This window comes from Paenibacillus mendelii (assembly GCF_024498075.1).
Taxonomy (GTDB): Bacteria; Bacillota; Bacilli; order Paenibacillales; family Paenibacillaceae; genus Paenibacillus_Z; species Paenibacillus_Z mendelii.
In genome coordinates, this window is sequence record NZ_JANHOF010000002.1 from 298082 (window position 1) to 312781 (window position 14700).

General features: G+C 49.5%; 18 protein-coding genes. 9 read left to right on the plus strand and 9 right to left on the minus strand.

All coding sequences use genetic code 11. The annotated features are described in order from the left end of the window. Positions 1-4: 4 nt before the first annotated feature. A complete protein-coding gene (locus NNL21_RS08545; protein WP_204817608.1) occupies positions 5-1363 on the minus strand; it encodes a sensor histidine kinase in 1359 nt (452 codons plus the stop codon). A gap of 693 nt (positions 1364-2056) precedes the next feature. Here NNL21_RS08545 and NNL21_RS08550 point away from each other — a divergent pair. After that, positions 2057-2425 (plus strand): DNA primase, encoded by a 369-nt coding sequence (locus NNL21_RS08550; protein ID WP_204817606.1) that lies wholly within the window; start codon positions 2057-2059, stop codon positions 2423-2425. Here NNL21_RS08550 and NNL21_RS08555 read toward each other — a convergent pair. From NNL21_RS08555 to cyoE, 3 genes are all read right to left on the minus strand, one after another. Continuing rightward, positions 2422-3348: an AEC family transporter gene (locus NNL21_RS08555; protein ID WP_204817604.1), complete on the minus strand. Its 927-nt coding sequence runs from the start codon at positions 3346-3348 to the stop codon at positions 2422-2424. The genes NNL21_RS08550 and NNL21_RS08555 overlap by 4 nt on opposite strands. 21 nt (positions 3349-3369) lie before the next feature. Continuing rightward, complete coding sequence (locus NNL21_RS08560) at positions 3370-3996, minus strand: SCO family protein (RefSeq protein ID WP_204817602.1); 627 nt, start codon at positions 3994-3996, stop codon at positions 3370-3372. Between the two features lie 61 nt (positions 3997-4057). Continuing rightward, positions 4058-4921: a heme o synthase gene (cyoE, locus tag NNL21_RS08565; protein ID WP_204817600.1), complete on the minus strand. Its 864-nt coding sequence runs from the start codon at positions 4919-4921 to the stop codon at positions 4058-4060. A gap of 264 nt (positions 4922-5185) precedes the next feature. Here cyoE and NNL21_RS08570 point away from each other — a divergent pair, with 264 nt between their 5' ends. Both NNL21_RS08570 and gerQ read left to right on the plus strand, forming a co-directional pair. Next, positions 5186-5608, plus strand: coding sequence for a cell wall hydrolase (locus NNL21_RS08570; RefSeq protein ID WP_204817598.1), 423 nt, complete (start codon positions 5186-5188; stop codon positions 5606-5608). A 67-nt stretch (positions 5609-5675) separates the two neighbouring features. Continuing rightward, positions 5676-6320, plus strand: coding sequence for a spore coat protein GerQ (gene gerQ / locus NNL21_RS08575; protein WP_204817595.1), 645 nt, complete (start codon positions 5676-5678; stop codon positions 6318-6320). Here the strand turns inward: gerQ and NNL21_RS08580 are convergent. Next, complete coding sequence (locus NNL21_RS08580; RefSeq protein ID WP_204817594.1) at positions 6277-6594, minus strand: hypothetical protein; 318 nt, start codon at positions 6592-6594, stop codon at positions 6277-6279. The genes gerQ and NNL21_RS08580 overlap by 44 nt on opposite strands. 93 nt (positions 6595-6687) lie before the next feature. On the opposite strand from NNL21_RS08580, the gene NNL21_RS08585 reads away from it, so the two are divergent. Then, the gene (locus NNL21_RS08585; protein ID WP_204817593.1) at positions 6688-7674 is read left to right on the plus strand and encodes a metal-dependent hydrolase; all 987 of its coding nucleotides are present in this window, start codon (positions 6688-6690) and stop codon (positions 7672-7674) included. 124 nt (positions 7675-7798) lie between these two features. On the opposite strand, the gene NNL21_RS08590 is transcribed toward NNL21_RS08585, so the two are convergent. Continuing rightward, positions 7799-8026 (minus strand): alpha/beta-type small acid-soluble spore protein, encoded by a 228-nt coding sequence (locus NNL21_RS08590; protein WP_204817592.1) that lies wholly within the window; start codon positions 8024-8026, stop codon positions 7799-7801. 138 nt (positions 8027-8164) lie between these two features. On the opposite strand from NNL21_RS08590, the gene NNL21_RS08595 reads away from it, so the two are divergent. Then, positions 8165-8341 carry a hypothetical protein gene (locus NNL21_RS08595; protein WP_204817591.1) on the plus strand — a complete coding sequence of 59 codons (177 nt, stop codon included), beginning with the start codon at positions 8165-8167 and terminating at the stop codon, positions 8339-8341. 40 nt (positions 8342-8381) lie between these two features. On the opposite strand, the gene trpS is transcribed toward NNL21_RS08595, so the two are convergent. Continuing rightward, entirely contained in the window at positions 8382-9368 is a 987-nt protein-coding gene (trpS, locus tag NNL21_RS08600) for a tryptophan--tRNA ligase (RefSeq protein ID WP_204817590.1), read from the minus strand. Positions 9369-9680: 312 nt separating this feature from the next. After that, positions 9681-9830 carry a hypothetical protein gene (locus tag NNL21_RS08605; RefSeq protein ID WP_204817589.1) on the minus strand — a complete coding sequence of 50 codons (150 nt, stop codon included), beginning with the start codon at positions 9828-9830 and terminating at the stop codon, positions 9681-9683. Positions 9831-10113: 283 nt separating this feature from the next. On the opposite strand from NNL21_RS08605, the gene NNL21_RS08610 reads away from it, so the two are divergent. The 3 genes from NNL21_RS08610 to NNL21_RS08620 all read left to right on the plus strand — a co-directional run bounded on the left by NNL21_RS08610 (position 10114) and on the right by NNL21_RS08620 (position 12414). Next, positions 10114-11160 carry a permease gene (locus NNL21_RS08610; protein ID WP_256555126.1) on the plus strand — a complete coding sequence of 349 codons (1047 nt, stop codon included), beginning with the start codon at positions 10114-10116 and terminating at the stop codon, positions 11158-11160. A 38-nt stretch (positions 11161-11198) separates the two neighbouring features. Beyond that, positions 11199-12083 carry a TIGR03943 family putative permease subunit gene (locus NNL21_RS08615; RefSeq protein WP_256555127.1) on the plus strand — a complete coding sequence of 295 codons (885 nt, stop codon included), beginning with the start codon at positions 11199-11201 and terminating at the stop codon, positions 12081-12083. A 103-nt stretch (positions 12084-12186) separates the two neighbouring features. Continuing rightward, complete coding sequence (locus tag NNL21_RS08620; protein ID WP_204817588.1) at positions 12187-12414, plus strand: alpha/beta-type small acid-soluble spore protein; 228 nt, start codon at positions 12187-12189, stop codon at positions 12412-12414. A gap of 122 nt (positions 12415-12536) precedes the next feature. Here NNL21_RS08620 and NNL21_RS08625 read toward each other — a convergent pair whose 3' ends face one another. After that, positions 12537-12953, minus strand: a complete 417-nt coding sequence (locus NNL21_RS08625; protein WP_204817587.1) for an O-methyltransferase — start codon at positions 12951-12953, stop codon at positions 12537-12539. A 266-nt stretch (positions 12954-13219) separates the two neighbouring features. On the opposite strand from NNL21_RS08625, the gene NNL21_RS08630 reads away from it, so the two are divergent. Beyond that, the gene (locus NNL21_RS08630; protein ID WP_204817585.1) at positions 13220-14479 is read left to right on the plus strand and encodes a methyl-accepting chemotaxis protein; all 1260 of its coding nucleotides are present in this window, start codon (positions 13220-13222) and stop codon (positions 14477-14479) included. Positions 14480-14700: the final 221 nt, after the last annotated feature.

Consider the following 14700-nt stretch of genomic DNA (forward strand, 5'->3'; position numbering starts at 1 on the left):
TACCTCATCCTCCTTCGATTATTATCGGCATCCGAATCACTGCAATAGCGCGGTCGGCATGGCAGACAAGCTTCACCCCGTACTTCTCCCCGAATTGATAGCGAATGCGGTCATTAACATTGACCAGTCCCGAACCAAAACCCTTACGCTTAATAGACCTTCGGCTTCGCTCGTTGCTAGTCCGGGAGTAATCCCCAGACGGAATTGAGTTTTCAATTTTGATCATTAAATCGAAATCTTCTTCAAATACATCAACGATCACATACCCACCCTCTGTACAATAATCCACGCCATGTATGAAAGCGTTCTCAATTAGTGGTTGTAAAATCAGCTTCGGTACAGGAATGTTGCGAAATGCATCAGGCAAATGAACCGTAAATTGCAGTTGTTCCTCATAACGATACTGGTGAATTTGAAAATAGGTTTCCACCATCGACAGCTCCGCCGCCAATGTTACCGTATTTCCACCGGGAGCAATAGAATAACGCAATATGCTGGCCAATCGCTGAAGCGCATCTGGTACATGGCTTGCACGCTCCGGTATTTCGGACTGAATGCTGATGTATTCCAGCGTATTGAATAAGAAATGAGGATTAATATACATTTGCACCGCCTGCAGTTCAGCTTCACGCTTCAGCAGTTCTGATTTGTAATTTTTCTCAATCAATTCTCTCGTCCGATTAACCATCTGATTATATCCATGGCATAATAGTGCCACTTCATCCTGAGTATGAACTTCTTCCATTAGCGAATAGTCTTCCCGTCCAGCCCGGCGCATAAGGCGGGTTAAGCCTGTAAGCGGTATTGTTATGTGACGCAATATCCAATAAGTAATCACAATGACGCAGATCCAGGCCAAAAGTGTTACATAGAAAGAGAAAAGCGCCTGCTTCATTACGATAGCCCCTGGCTCCGATGCAGTCATATACAAATATTGAAAGTCGGAATACCGTGATTTTTGCGTGAGAGTTAATTTATTGGCCTCCGTATCTGCCGGAGCAACACTTCCTATTTCCTCCGTAACGGCAGCTGACATAATTAGATTTTCGCTATTTGTTATATAAAAGCTGCCTTCGGGCAGATGATCGTATAAGGAAGCAATCTTACTGCTGTCCAATGCCATAATGATGGTTCCCAGCAGGTCACCGGATCCCGGCTCTGTCAGTTTCAGCTGGCAAGCAATGCGGCCGTCGTCGGTAAAGAAAGCCCATTGCGGAGTGTGCTCATACTCGAAAGGCATTAGTTCAAACGCCTTGCGATATTGCAAGGGCGTTCCGCCACCAATGATGTATGTATGGCCTCTAGCATCACTGACATGAATGGAGTCGATGAAATCACCGATGGAAATGGAGGATTCATCCATGTCATTCTTAAGCAGCTCCAATACCGACGTTTTCAACGCAGACTTCCCTTCTTCTTTCTGCTCGGAAAGAAAAGAGACAATAAGCTTATTATTGCTGTACAAGTATAATTCTTGAGCATACACCGATAATAATTCATCGATCCCGCTCGAGGTTTCATTTAAAGCCTGCTGGGCCTCCTCTGTCGACTTCTTCTCCAGCAAGTCTTGTGACCGGACATAAAATGCCAGACTGACAATTGAGAGAGGGACTAAAGTAAGCAGAGAATAAAGAATAACCATTTTATAGAGCAGTCTTGAACGAATCCAGGCAATTAAGTTCCTCAACATAGTCTCACATTAAATCTCCTTTTCCATGACAGATTTGTTCACTGCAAAACTGCTTCCATCATATTCTGTAACTGAGTCTCTTTACTATAGCAATTTTTTTCATGAATTGCATAGGCAGTAACCGGCCTGCGCTCGGTATCATCTTCAAAACGCCAATCTCGGCTGCGATATTCCTATTAAAGGTTAATTATGGATTTTTATTACAGTTAAACTCATAGAAATTATTAGTATCACATACATAGCCCGCTTCGGGCTTCGGGAGGGGAACCTGAATAATTGCTTCTACGAAGATGATCTGCGTTTCATGCTGATCGTCTTTTCGCTTCTTGACTTGTTGGGTTACAATAATCCCAAGAGGTGAGAAGCTTGGAGATTGCCATCATCGTAGAAGGCAAGAACGACCGCAGCCGCCTGCGGCGCGTGCTTGCAGAGGAAGTGCCCATCTACTGCACATTCGGAACGCCGGGTACCAGCCAAATCGAAATGCTGCGCAAGCAGGTCGGCCATAAACAGGCATACGTATTCACCGATAACGACTCTTCCGGCAAGCGGATCCGGGGTATGCTTCGCGACGTATTTCCCGATGCCGAGCATCTGTACACACGGAAAGGCTACCCCGGCGTGGAGAAAACACCCGAGGAATATCTGATTGAACAATTAGAAAAAGCGGGCCTCGAGGCGTACATTCTGTACCCAGCTCCCGAGCCCGCTTCCTATGATAAGAATGAATTCTAAATTTGCAGTGCAAAGATAACAAGCGTCACCGTAATGATGCTGAGCACCGTCGACACGAGCACAGTCTGTGACGAGAATTCGGCTTCGTTGTCGAATTCAACCGCTAGCAGCACACTCGACAGTGAGGTAGGGACCGCGGAGGACAGGATGAGCGCCTGTGCCAAGAGTCCGTCGAAGCCCAGCGCCCATACAACGACCCAAGCCGTCAGAGGTCCGATGATCAGCCGCAAGAAGCTGGACAACCATACATCCTTCAATCGCATACCGCTCAGCGACCACTTCATGCTGCCCAGTTGGACGCCGAGTGTGATGAGCGCGGTACCGATAAACGCATCGGCCATATAATCAATTGGCGCGTATACGGAACCAGGCAGTGTGATGTCGAAACCCCGAAGCAGAAGCCCGAGCGGAATTACATAGATGACGGGCATAGCGAAGATCGTTCTAAAGACCATTCTCATACTGCTCTTGTGGGCATTCACACTATATATGCCGTATGTATTAGGCAGAAGCGCCTGCATAACCATGACAATCACTTGGACGGACAGCGTAAACGGATTGCCGGCAAACACGAATTGATTAAGCGGAATGGCGTAATTAGCACTGTTATAGAATAAGACGCTGTTCCGCATCGCCCCGCGCATACCTCCCTGATGGCCCCGCAGCCTGACAGCCAGCTCGACCACCCCATACTGCAAGGCGAAGAAGAGCCCGAAGTATAACAGCGTTTGCCCAAAGACAGAAAGAGAGATCTCCGTTGTATATAATAATCGAAATATAATAGCAGGTGAGAATAAATAGAAGTTAAGCTTGGAAAGCGTTCGGATATCCAAAGAAAAAACCCGCTGCAGGGTGACGCCTAAAGCGATCATCACCGACAGCGGGAGCACGTTGTTCCACAATATCGACCAGAAAACTGTCATGTTCTTTATCCGCCCGCTAGGTTATTGATCCACGAGGGCATCGACAACCGTCTTGATTTGGTCGGAGGTCGTGTTCTCGTTGATCGAGCCTGTCATATATTTGCGGATTTGCCCTTCCCGATCGACCAACGTAATCATGTCGGCATGACTGTATAGCTTGGTCTCCTCATCCTTCAATAATGAGAGTCCGAAATCCTCCATAAGCTGCTTCGTCTCTGCATCGTCTTTCCCCCGCAGGAACGTCCATCCCGTCAGATCAATTTCATTGGGAATCTTCTCAATGAATTTACGAACCGCTTCCGGCGTATCCCGCTCCGGATCGAATGAAATGGATATGAATTCTACATCCTTGCCAAACGTGCCATCCTTCTTCAGCTTATCCTGCAGCTCGCTCATCAGGAACGTAGTCGGTGGACAAACATCTGGACAATTCGCGAAATAGAAGTAGACCACGCGCACTTTGCCGTTGGAATCCGCCAGTGTGACCGGCTTTTCGTCAAGATCCGTCAATTGAAAGTTCGGCGCCGCCTTTATAACATCCAGCTTAACCGTTTCCTTCGGATTATTAGCAAGGTATAGATAAGTACCCAGCGCCGCGCACAAAGCTAGAACGGCGATTTTGAAAGCATGCTTGCGTAGAAAGACCACCCTTGTTTTCCCTCCTAAAATGATGTGTGTGCAATCGCGGGCAAAAGAAGAACGGCCGCCCTTAGGAGACGATACCGTTCGTGTCTGCGATCATCACCAAGAAGACAACCATCAGATAATTAATTGAAATCATGAAATTCGTTTTGGCCCATTTGGTGTCATCCTTGGCGTTCAAGCCCATAAGCGTTTGAACCAGCCACAGTACGCCGCCAATCACGGATATAATCAGGAAAATAATGCCGACATAGCCGTAGGTGTATAGAAAAATCCCTGTGGGGATCAGCAGCAGCGTGTATGGAATCATCTGCAGCTTCGTTCGTTTAATGCCCTTCACAACGGGCAGGAGCGGAAATCCAGCCGCGCGGTATTCTTCGACCCGGCGAATCGCAAGCGACCAGAAGTGCGGCGGCTGCCACAGGAAGAGCAGAGCGAACAATATCCATGCGCCGGCATCCACTTCGTTAATCACCGCACAATATCCGATGACAGGCGGCATAGCGCCGGAGATTGCACCGATTGATGTACTCCAGGTCGACGTCCGTTTCAACCACATGGTATAGATCACAACGTATACGAAGAAGCCAAGCAAGCCAAGCCAGCCTGTTAACGGGTTGACGAGAAGAAAGAGTACAGCCAGTCCGATTATGCCCAGCGCGATCCCGTAGATGAGAACATGTGTCGGATCGAGTCGTTTGGTCGGCAGCGCACGATTCTTGGTCCGCTCCATCTTCTTGTCAAGCTCGCGGTCCCAATAGTTATTAAGTACGCAGGCCGACGCCATCGTAAGCGCTGAACCAACCAGCATGTACAGCAGCAGCCACCAATCAATATGCCACTTGGAAGCGACCCAAAACCCGCCAAACGCGGCGAAGGCATTGAGCCGTATAATGCCCGGCTTAGTCAGGGCTATATATTCTTTAAACACAGCGAGCCTCCCTGTTCCAATCCTGTTAAGGACGCTAAAGCGCCCATCTCTGTAGGTTTCAAATCGTTCTTAATCATACCGCAACTCACAACCCTTTGACAATGTTCGCGCTGGTTGTTCATCAATTTGACACCGCCCGACAGCTTTAATTGGACACACTCCATTATTTTTCCGGGCTAGGAACCAATTCGCCCACCCGCCAATACAATGTCAATGTGGATAATCGCCCGAGCGGCGTAGAGAAGGAAGTGAGAGTCTTAGCATATGGCAGTCATAAAAACGAATTCGGAAAATACGAAGATGCTTGCACGGCTTATGCGCGCGGAAGCGGAGGGTGACGGCGACCTCGGTATGCTGATGGTCGGCAACGTCGGTGTTAACCGCGTACGGGGCAACTGTCTTGACTTTAAGAACATTCGCTCTATCCCGGATATGGTCTATCAAAGCCCAGGCGGATTCGAAGCGACGCAGAAAGGATATTTCTACCAGAGGGCGCGGGATAGCGAGATCAGACTGGCGCAGCGCGTTATTAACGGCGAACGGCAGCATCCCGCATCGAACGCATTATGGTTTTTCCGTCCTGCAGGCAGCTGCCCGGCCACCTGGTGGAATCAGCAGAACACAGGCCGCTTTAAAGCGCACTGCTTCTACGCGCCTACCGGTGAGGATTGTCCGAGTGTTTATTAAGCATGTTCATAGGTATTTCTTTATATCAAAATAAGCGTTTATGATCAGAAAGCGAGGAATTGGGAACATGTCTAACGGTTACGGGTACAAAACAGCAGTCAGTCCAGCAAACACAGGTGGATGGGGAGGTTATGGATATCCCTATGCGCCTACAGCACAAACGCTTCCCGCTTCACCTATGCCTGCAATGCCAACGATGACCGCACCGATGATGGCTCAAGCCAACATGCCGATAACAGCAGCAGCTCAAGCTAACATGCCAATGACAGCAGCGGCTCAAGCTAATATGCCGATGACGATGGCACAAGCTCAAGCTAACATGCCAATGACGATGGGGGCATCAATGATGCCGCCAAGCGTACCTAGCGGCTCTTTCGTTACTCAGGGCGGCGGCAATATCGTGCAGGTTCCGGTTGTCGAGGAATCGTATGTGGAGAACATTCTGCGCCTGAATCGGGGCAAAATGGCCACATTCTACATGACTTACGAGAATAACCGCGAATGGAACGCCAAAATTTTCCGCGGCATTATCGAGGCTGCAGGCCGGGACCATATCATCATAAGCGACCCTTCCACCGGTATGCGCTATCTATTGCTGACCCTCAACCTGGACTATGTAACCTTCGACGGTCCTGTCGCTTACGAATATCCGTTCCAGGGCGGATCCATTACGAACACGACGCCTCTGACTCCCCCGGCAACGGGACGTTAATTGGACGAAAGGTCCACGCATGGATCTTGGCCGCACCTCCTGCGACCCAGTCCGCAACTGCATGCCAAGAGGAACGCTCACTGCAGCGTTCTTCTTTTATATCTTCTGCATGAGCTTCGTCGCGGGCTTCCCATACTTCAACGAACAAGAGCGGCTGATCTGTTCCTTCATATAATAAGAACGCTGTCGATCCCGACATCTTGGCTGCCATCCATGATCGGTATTCGTCCTCGAATCGCGATTCGATTCGATATTCAACAAAACAAATCGCCATAAAAAATACACACCCCTTATAAGTTGACCCGATTCAGAAAATACTTAAACGTACATATAGAAGTATACCACTTTACCGGGGAGGTACTCATTCATGGATAGCGGAACGCACTTGGTAATGGGGCTTGGGTTAGCCGGACTTGCATCAATCGATCCGGTTGTCGCTTCCGACCAGACGGTCTATGCCGCCGTCCTGATCGGTACGGTAGTCGGTTCGCAGGCACCCGATCTAGATGGATTGTTACGGTTTAAAAGCAATGCAGCCTATATTCGTAATCATCGCGGAGCATCGCATTCGCTGCCTGCGATCGTCATATGGACAGCGTTGATCACATTGCTGCTGCAGCTCGGTTTCGGTTTCTCGCTGCCTTGGATTAATATCGTCGGATGGGTGCTGTTGGCCGTTGTCGTCCACGTGTTTAGCGACCTGTTCAATACCTATGGCACTCAGGCCATGCGGCCGATTACAGACAAATGGATTTCGTGGAACATCATTCACATTTTTGATCCCGTCATTTTCAGCCTGCATGTTATCGCCATCGTGCTTTGGGCGCTTCGGCTTGCGGATCCCACGATTATTTTTCCGTACATGTACGGCTTGGTGATTCTTTATTACATTTGGCGGACGGTCGCCCATCACACGCTGGTCAAACGAATGCCTCAGCTGGATGAGGATTATCACAAGGGCGATACGTACATGCTGATTCCAACCGTATCCTTATATGACTGGAATGTCGTTAAAAGTCGCCCGGACGGCTACTTTATCATTGGAGATTTGCGGCGCGGCAAGCTGCGCTGGGTCGATAGCGCCCACTGCGCGGATCACCCGGTGGTGGAGCTGTCCAGGAACGATCCGTCCATCCGCTCGTTTCTTTATTTCACGTCCTATGCTTGTGCGGAAGTAAGAGAGCATTCCTGGGGTTATGAGGTGCGCTGGTCGGACGTGCGCTATCGTCACCGCAAACAATATCCCTTCGTAGGAGTGCTGCTGCTGGACAGTGACTATAAGACGCTTGGCTCATACGTGGGCTGGCTTAGCGACGACAGACTGCAGAAACGGCTTCGCATGAATTCGTATTGACGGAATCGGCCCCATCCAGCACAATAGAGGGGGCCGTTTTTTCTTTGTGCCCAGATAAATAGAACATAAAAAAGCCCAAGGTTTCCCTTGGGCTTGTCTTTGCAAGGCTTTGCAGCCGCTAAGATTAACGCATTTGCGATTGGCCGGAAATTTGTTGCTCAGCGATTTGTACAAGTTTGCGCGTGATGTAGCCACCAAGCGAACCTGCGTCACGAGTAGCGAAGTTACCATAGTAACCGTCTGCAGGAATTTGAATGCCAAGCTCTTGCGCAGCCTCATATTTAAGTTGTTGCAAAGCTGCGTTAGCTTGTGGTACGACCAGTGTATTGCTGCTGCGGGATTGTCCTGCCATGTAGAATTTCTCCTTTCATCTCTTCACAATGTTGTGTTGCAAGCTTATTGATTACGAGCTTGCAAGCTTATTATGATACGATAACGAAAAGAATATGCTTAGATTTTAATTGATTTTAAAAAAGAGGAGAATTTCATCATGTCTAAACCGCTTGCTTTGTTTTTCGCCGTCTTTTCCGTCCTGCTTATGAGCGCCACCGCTATCGCGATTAGCTATAACGGATGGATTGCCGCCCTGCTGTTTATGTTAACCCTATGCAATATCGTAGTCGGCTTCATCGTCAGCGCCAAATTGAAACGCCGCAATCAGGGATGACAGCCCGTTTGCGGCGTTATTTCATTGATTGGCGGTAAACTTAACGCGGCATGAGGAAGCCCATGCGTTCTTTCACATCGCGAACCGTTTGGTTGGCGATTTCCGATACGTTCTCTGCGCCTTGCTTCAAGATCTCATGAATCGTGCCGGAGCTGCGGATTTCATTGTACTTGGTCTGCAGCGGCTCCAGCTTCGCCACGACATGCTCGGCAAGATCCTTCTTAAACCCACCGTACATTTGGCCCTCATATTTCGCTTCGATTTCTTCAAGCGACATGCCGGAGCAAAGCGAATAGATGCTCATCAGATTACTTACTTCAGGCTTCTCTGCCAGGTTGTACTTGATCTCGCGACCGGAATCCGTCGTCGCCCGGCTTATTTTCTTGCGGATGACATCGGGCGGATCCAGCAGTTTAATGGCGCTGCCCGCATTCGGATTGCTCTTGCTCATCTTCTTCGATGCATCGTCAAGCGACATGATCCGCGCGCCGACCTTCGGAATATACGGCTCCGGAACGGTGAAATAATCGCCATAACGGCTGTTGAAGCGCTGCGCGAGATCGCGCGTCAGCTCCAAATGCTGCTTCTGGTCGTCGCCGACCGGAACCAAATCCGCGTTGTAGACGAGAATATCCGCCGCCATCAGAGCCGGGTAGACGAACAAGCCCGCACCGACCGAATCTTTGCCTTCGGATTTATCTTTGAACTGCGTCATGCGCTCCAGCTCGCCCATGTTGGTAAGCGTCGTTAGCAACCACCCCAGCTCGGCATGCGCCGGAACGTGGGATTGTGCAAACACACTTGCTTTGGACGGATCAATACCAGCAGCGATGAACAGCGCAGCGACCGACTCCGTCTGCTCGCGAAGGTCGGCTGGATCCTGCGGTACGGTTATGGCGTGCAGGTCAACGACCATGAAGAAGCATTCATGCGTTTCCTGCAGCTTCACGAAATTCTGAATAGCGCCAATATAATTGCCAAGGGTAAGCTGACCGCTCGGCTGAATACCGGATAAGACTTTTTTCATTTGAAGACCTCCTAAAAGTTTTGTGGGTGTAACTCGCTTCCGCAGGAGCGTTAGGAACAAAACTTACTTCGAAAGCATAAGCTTAAGTTTTGTGGGTGTAACTCGCTTCCGCAGGAGCGAAGAGAACAAAACTCACTTCGAAAGCATAAGCTTAAGTTTTGTGGGTGTAACTCGCTTCCGCAGGAGCGTTAGGAACAAAACTTACTTCGAATTTGTGAATATATAGCCCATCCGGCGTTAGCCGCATGGGAAAAAGAGCACAAAAAAGGCCCTCATTCCCCCTTACAAGGGACGAAGGACCGTGGTGCCACCCTAATTCGCTTGCCAGATCCGTCTTGACGACAGTAACGAGCAAGCCTCAAAATTCCATAACGCGGAATAGACGGAAGTTGCATACTCGCGAATGAACATTCGCTTTCCTCGACCCAGCTCCAGGACCCATTGGGCATCGAACGCACGCACCGGTTCGCACCTCCCACCGGCTCTCTGCAAGCTTTCGTTCGCGCTTACTTGTTCCCTTCATTGCATTTACGTTGATTATACAGCTCGATTCTTAAAAGTCAAGACAAAGCCAATTCATACATAACATTTGCGCCCTCGGAACATTCATTCGATTCAATTCCCTCCCCTCAACTTTTTTCGCTTTTGGAAAAATAACCGGTAATAGGCTGTCCTGTCTACGCTCGTCCCCGCATATTCTATACAACGTGAGAGGTTAGAATCGCTCGGGGGAGGAGCTTAAGCATTGAAGTATATTTACCGATTAGGTACGCCGTTGATTGCCGTCATCTGTCTAATCCTGCTCGCTGGCATTATATCCGATCTAGGCTTGATGGGATCGCTCGCCGAAATCGACAGCGCCGCCTTCCAGTCCTTTAAAATATTGTTTATCAGCATTCTATTAGAGGCTATCCCATTCATTCTCATCGGTGTGCTCTTCTCTGCGCTGCTCCAAGTGTTCATCTCGGATGCGGTGATCGCCCGGCTAACGCCGAAAAACCCCGCTGCCGGCATTTTATTCGGAAGCCTGCTCGGCCTGCTGCTGCCGCTTTGCGAATGCGGTATGATTCCCGTTGTCCGCCGGCTAATCCGCAAAGGAATGCCCGCTTATATCGGGATTATATTTATTTTTGCCGGTCCCATTATTAATCCCGTCGTCTTCACCTCAACCTTTACCGCTTTCCGGGCAGAGCCCGCCATGGCCTATTCGCGGTTAGGGCTGGCATTTGTCGTTTGCGTCATTCTCGGCATGCTGCTGTACCGGTTTATGAAGGGCGATCCGCTCAAGCGGGACGCTTACTCGTTAGCCAAAGCGAACAATGGACTTGCCTCTATTCATGAGCAGCGGCCAAGTGAAAGTCCTGCTAACCACTCGGGAGGACTGCTTGGCCGGTTCGGCGCTACGATGTCTCATGCTTCCGATGAGTTTTTTGACATCGGCAAGTATTTGATTTTTGGCGCTTTTCTGGCAGCCCTCGTGCAGACATTCGTCGACCGCGAAGTGTTGACCGCACTCAGCGGCCAATCTGTGACATCAAGCGCCTTTATGATGGGGTTTGCATTCCTTCTCTCGCTTTGCTCCACATCGGATGCATTCGTTGCTTCTTCGTTCACGGGCATATTCAGACCGGGAGCCCTGCTTGCTTTTCTCGTCTTCGGACCCATGGTTGATTTGAAAAGCACATTGATGCTGCTCTCGGCATTCCGCACGAAAGTCGTTCTTGCCGTAACGGGGATTCTGTTTATTCTCGTGCTGGCAGGATCTATATTGGCGGAACGGCTGCTCTTTTGACGATTAAGATCCATGCTTATTGAAAGGAGAGAACGCTCTTGTTGACCGCTGACCGCCGACGGCTCGTCCATCACCTGCTGCGTGCAGGGATACTAGCCGGATTCGCGATGTACATTGTGCATCTTGTACGCAATGACAGCATCACCTTATACATCGCCCCCCGGATGGTTCTCTATGTTAAGCTATCGGCTATTGGCCTGTACGCTGCCGCCGTGTATCAGCTGTATGCTGCTCTTCAGGCCGGGACGGGGAGAAAGGCCGCCGATTGCGATTGCGATCACGAGCCTCCCGCTTCGCTCTGGAAGAATATCATCATCTATGGCCTATTCTTATTTCCGCTCACGATCGGCTTCCTCCTTCCGGATGGAACGTTAGGCAGCTCAATGGCTGCGAAGAAAGGATTTACCTTTTCCATTGAATCCTCGCTTACCGAAACGGCGCCAGCGCCAACGACCGGCCCGCTGACAGAGCAGCAGCTTAACGCCCTCTTCCCGGCCGAAGAATTCACGGAATCTCTTGCCGAATATGCGAAGAAGTTATATCTGCAAGATGAAATTATCGTTCCGGAGAAGCAATATATTGAAACTTTATCGACGCTCGAGCTCTACCGCCCTCATTTTATCGGCAAAACGATTGTGATCAGCGGTTTCGTTTATCGGCAGGAGGGGATGACGAGGGATCAGTTCGCGGTCAGCCGTTTTGTCATGAACTGCTGCTCTGCAGATGCAATGCCATATGGAATGATGGCGTCTGCCCCGAGCGCGGCAGCCTACAGCAACGACTCCTGGGTGACTGTACGCGGCACACTAACCGAGATCAGCTATAACAATCAGATGATCCTGCAGCTGGATGTGAAGCATATGGAGGTCATCGATGCGCTTGATGCGCCTTATGTATACCCGGACTATAATTTCGACCTGTAGCCGCCCTTAAGCTGGAAAAAAATACATACCCATCTTTTGTATCCGCAATCGCATAAAAGGTACCAACGCGACCATACTAAGGGTACACAAGGGGGTGAACAAGATGGCAGGACAATCCCGCAGCAGCAACTCGCTCGTTGTACCTCAAGCAAGCGCAGCTCTAGATCAAATGAAATACGAAGTAGCCCAAGAGCTCGGCATTCAAATCCCGCAGGACGGCTACTATGGCTACATGGCAACTCGTGATGCAGGAGCCCTTGGTGGATATATCACTCGCAAGCTCGTTCAGATCGCTGAACAACAGCTTGCAGGCAGCAATTTCACCCGCTAAATCGAGTCTACTTAGACCCTATAGAAATTTAGGTGTGATACTTATAAATTCTATAAGGTGCACAAAAATGCTGCCCATTTGTTGGACAGCATTTTTTGTGTGCTTATCAAGCTATTCATCCGTTATGGGGTTTCTCGTAGTGCCTGCTGCCCATACTTCGGTTGATAGCGGAACATCCCGTTGGCCAAATTATAATTAGATTCGAACATAATACTCGCCGACCAAGCGCCCGTACTCGAACGGACTGAAAAATCGTAAAGGATTTCACCGTGTGTCCAATTTCGCTTAAGCTTTAGCGAATCAATCGCCATCTGTCTGAAAGACTGTGCCTGTGCCGGCGTCATTCCTTGCTCAGTTGATTTGTCACCGATTTGTCCATTGCGGCTTTCGATTGGGTTGTGACGAATCCCGTATTTGCCGACTGTGTTATTACGAATATGTATGAAGACTGTACCTGCTGCCGAGTGAAGAAGCTCCTCCTCTAATTGACGAAACACGTAATCCACTTGCCGGGCCAATGATGTTGTCTCTAAATTCATAAGCTTTCACCTCATGAGATCCTCTTTTTTTATCTGGCTGCTACGAAATACGTGTCTGCAGTCCCATTATAGGACAGTTAAATAGTTCTATCAACACATTTTTTACAAAATTCTTACACATTCGACTTATTTATCTGGTTCTGGCGACATATATAAGTATTTTTCGTCGGTCTTTCGACTTGAACCGATTGTATTAGACGAATATAGACAAATATTGGGGCGGTGATATAATAAGAGAATATTCCAATAAAAGGGGAGCATTCCAGATGCAATGGTTTCATTCCTTATCTATCCGTAACAAGCTTTTGGTTGGCTGTTATACGATTGTAAGTATTTTTTCGATTCTCCTGCTGCTCACGCTTCTGATCTCGGGCGGGTCGATCATAGCGGGGCTCATCGTCATTGCTGCTGCCGCCGTCATTACCTTTCCTCTAGTGGGCGTCATCGAGAGAGCGCTTACATCCTCAATTGAGGAAATCTCCACCATTGCATTCGGCATTGCCAAAGGCGACTTTTCACAGCGTGTAGACGTTTCATCCTCCTCCTCACTTGGAGAACTAGGTCATTCCTTCAACAGCATGGTCGACAAATTACGCGATATTTTGAAAGAAACGACAAATATTTCCCGCATCGTTAATGATGCGAGCCGGAACATCTTTGAGAAGAATAAGAGCTTGAAGCAGGTTATGGAGCAGGTAGGCGCTTCCGCAGGCGAGCTTGCGACCGGAGCCAATGAGATTTCCGAGGATGTCGGCGAGATGGCCGATTCGATTCGGGAGATTGAGGACAAGGTTAGCTCCTATGCCCATTCAACCAAGGAGATGAATAACCGTTCCGACCATACGCTTGCGCTCGTCGAGAGAGGCCGGCAAGCGGTTGAAAGCCAGTCGGTCGGCATGAAACGCAATGTAGAGGCGACCTCTAATGTTGCGGCTACGATCGAGGAGCTCGCGCGTCAAGCGGAAGGAATTTCCTCCATTACCCGGACAATCTCCGACCTGGCTGAGCAAACGAACCTGCTGTCGCTCAATGCCTCTATCGAAGCGGCCCGGGCTGGTGAGCATGGACGCGGCTTCGCCATCGTCGCACAAGAAGTGCGCAAGCTCGCCGAAGAATCGACCTCATCGACGAAGGAAGTATTCGGGCTTGTCCGCAGCATCGACCAAGGCGTCAAGCAGGCGATTCAGAATATCCAAGTAAACGAAGAAGTTGTACAGCACCAGACGGTTATGCTGCGCGAATCGGAGCATATTTTTGGTGAAATCGTCTCCAGCGTCCATTTCATATCGGAACTGATCAGCCAATTCTCCAGCGAAAGCGATGCGATGCTGGAGAGCGCAAGAAAAATTTCCGGCGCTATTCAGAATATCTCGGCAATCACTCAGCAATCGGCAGCGGGGACTGAACAAGTATCTGCGTCGATGAATGAACAAATCACTTCAGTACAAGAGGTAGTCGACGAGACCGAGAAGATGCAGCAGATCGTCATGCAGCTTCAGCGGACGATCTCCATTTTTAAAGTATAGCGTACAAGCCCTTCCCCATCGGTACGATTACTGCAGCAAGAAAACAGCAGCCCTGAAGCGAGCCCCCGGAATTGCGGAAGCAAATCCGGGGGTTCTTGCATGCGCGGAGCGGCCTTATCCACGCTCATGAATCACACGCGGCAGCTTCGTTCGTTGCTGGCTGTGGTAATATGTAACCATAGTTTATAATGAGAAGGAAACTTGGAAAGGATGGATATCCT

Coding starts and splice junctions, on each gene's coding strand:
- NNL21_RS08555 (WP_204817604.1), bottom strand. CDS start 3,348: ATGACAGTTTTCTGGTCGATATTGTGGAACAACGTGCTCCCGCTGTCG.
- NNL21_RS08545 (WP_204817608.1), bottom strand. CDS start 1,363: ATGGATGAATCCTCCATTTCCATCGGTGATTTCATCGACTCCATTCAT.
- NNL21_RS08570 (WP_204817598.1), top strand. CDS start 5,186: ATGGCAGTCATAAAAACGAATTCGGAAAATACGAAGATGCTTGCACGG.
- NNL21_RS08625 (WP_204817587.1), bottom strand. CDS start 12,953: ATGAATTTAGAGACAACATCATTGGCCCGGCAAGTGGATTACGTGTTT.
- NNL21_RS08620 (WP_204817588.1), top strand. CDS start 12,187: ATGGCAGGACAATCCCGCAGCAGCAACTCGCTCGTTGTACCTCAAGCA.
- NNL21_RS08630 (WP_204817585.1), top strand. CDS start 13,220: ATGCAATGGTTTCATTCCTTATCTATCCGTAACAAGCTTTTGGTTGGC.
- gerQ (WP_204817595.1), top strand. CDS start 5,676: ATGTCTAACGGTTACGGGTACAAAACAGCAGTCAGTCCAGCAAACACA.
- NNL21_RS08595 (WP_204817591.1), top strand. CDS start 8,165: ATGTCTAAACCGCTTGCTTTGTTTTTCGCCGTCTTTTCCGTCCTGCTT.
- NNL21_RS08580 (WP_204817594.1), bottom strand. CDS start 6,594: ATGGCGATTTGTTTTGTTGAATATCGAATCGAATCGCGATTCGAGGAC.
- NNL21_RS08590 (WP_204817592.1), bottom strand. CDS start 8,026: ATGGCAGGACAATCCCGCAGCAGCAATACACTGGTCGTACCACAAGCT.
- NNL21_RS08585 (WP_204817593.1), top strand. CDS start 6,688: ATGGATAGCGGAACGCACTTGGTAATGGGGCTTGGGTTAGCCGGACTT.
- trpS (WP_204817590.1), bottom strand. CDS start 9,368: ATGAAAAAAGTCTTATCCGGTATTCAGCCGAGCGGTCAGCTTACCCTT.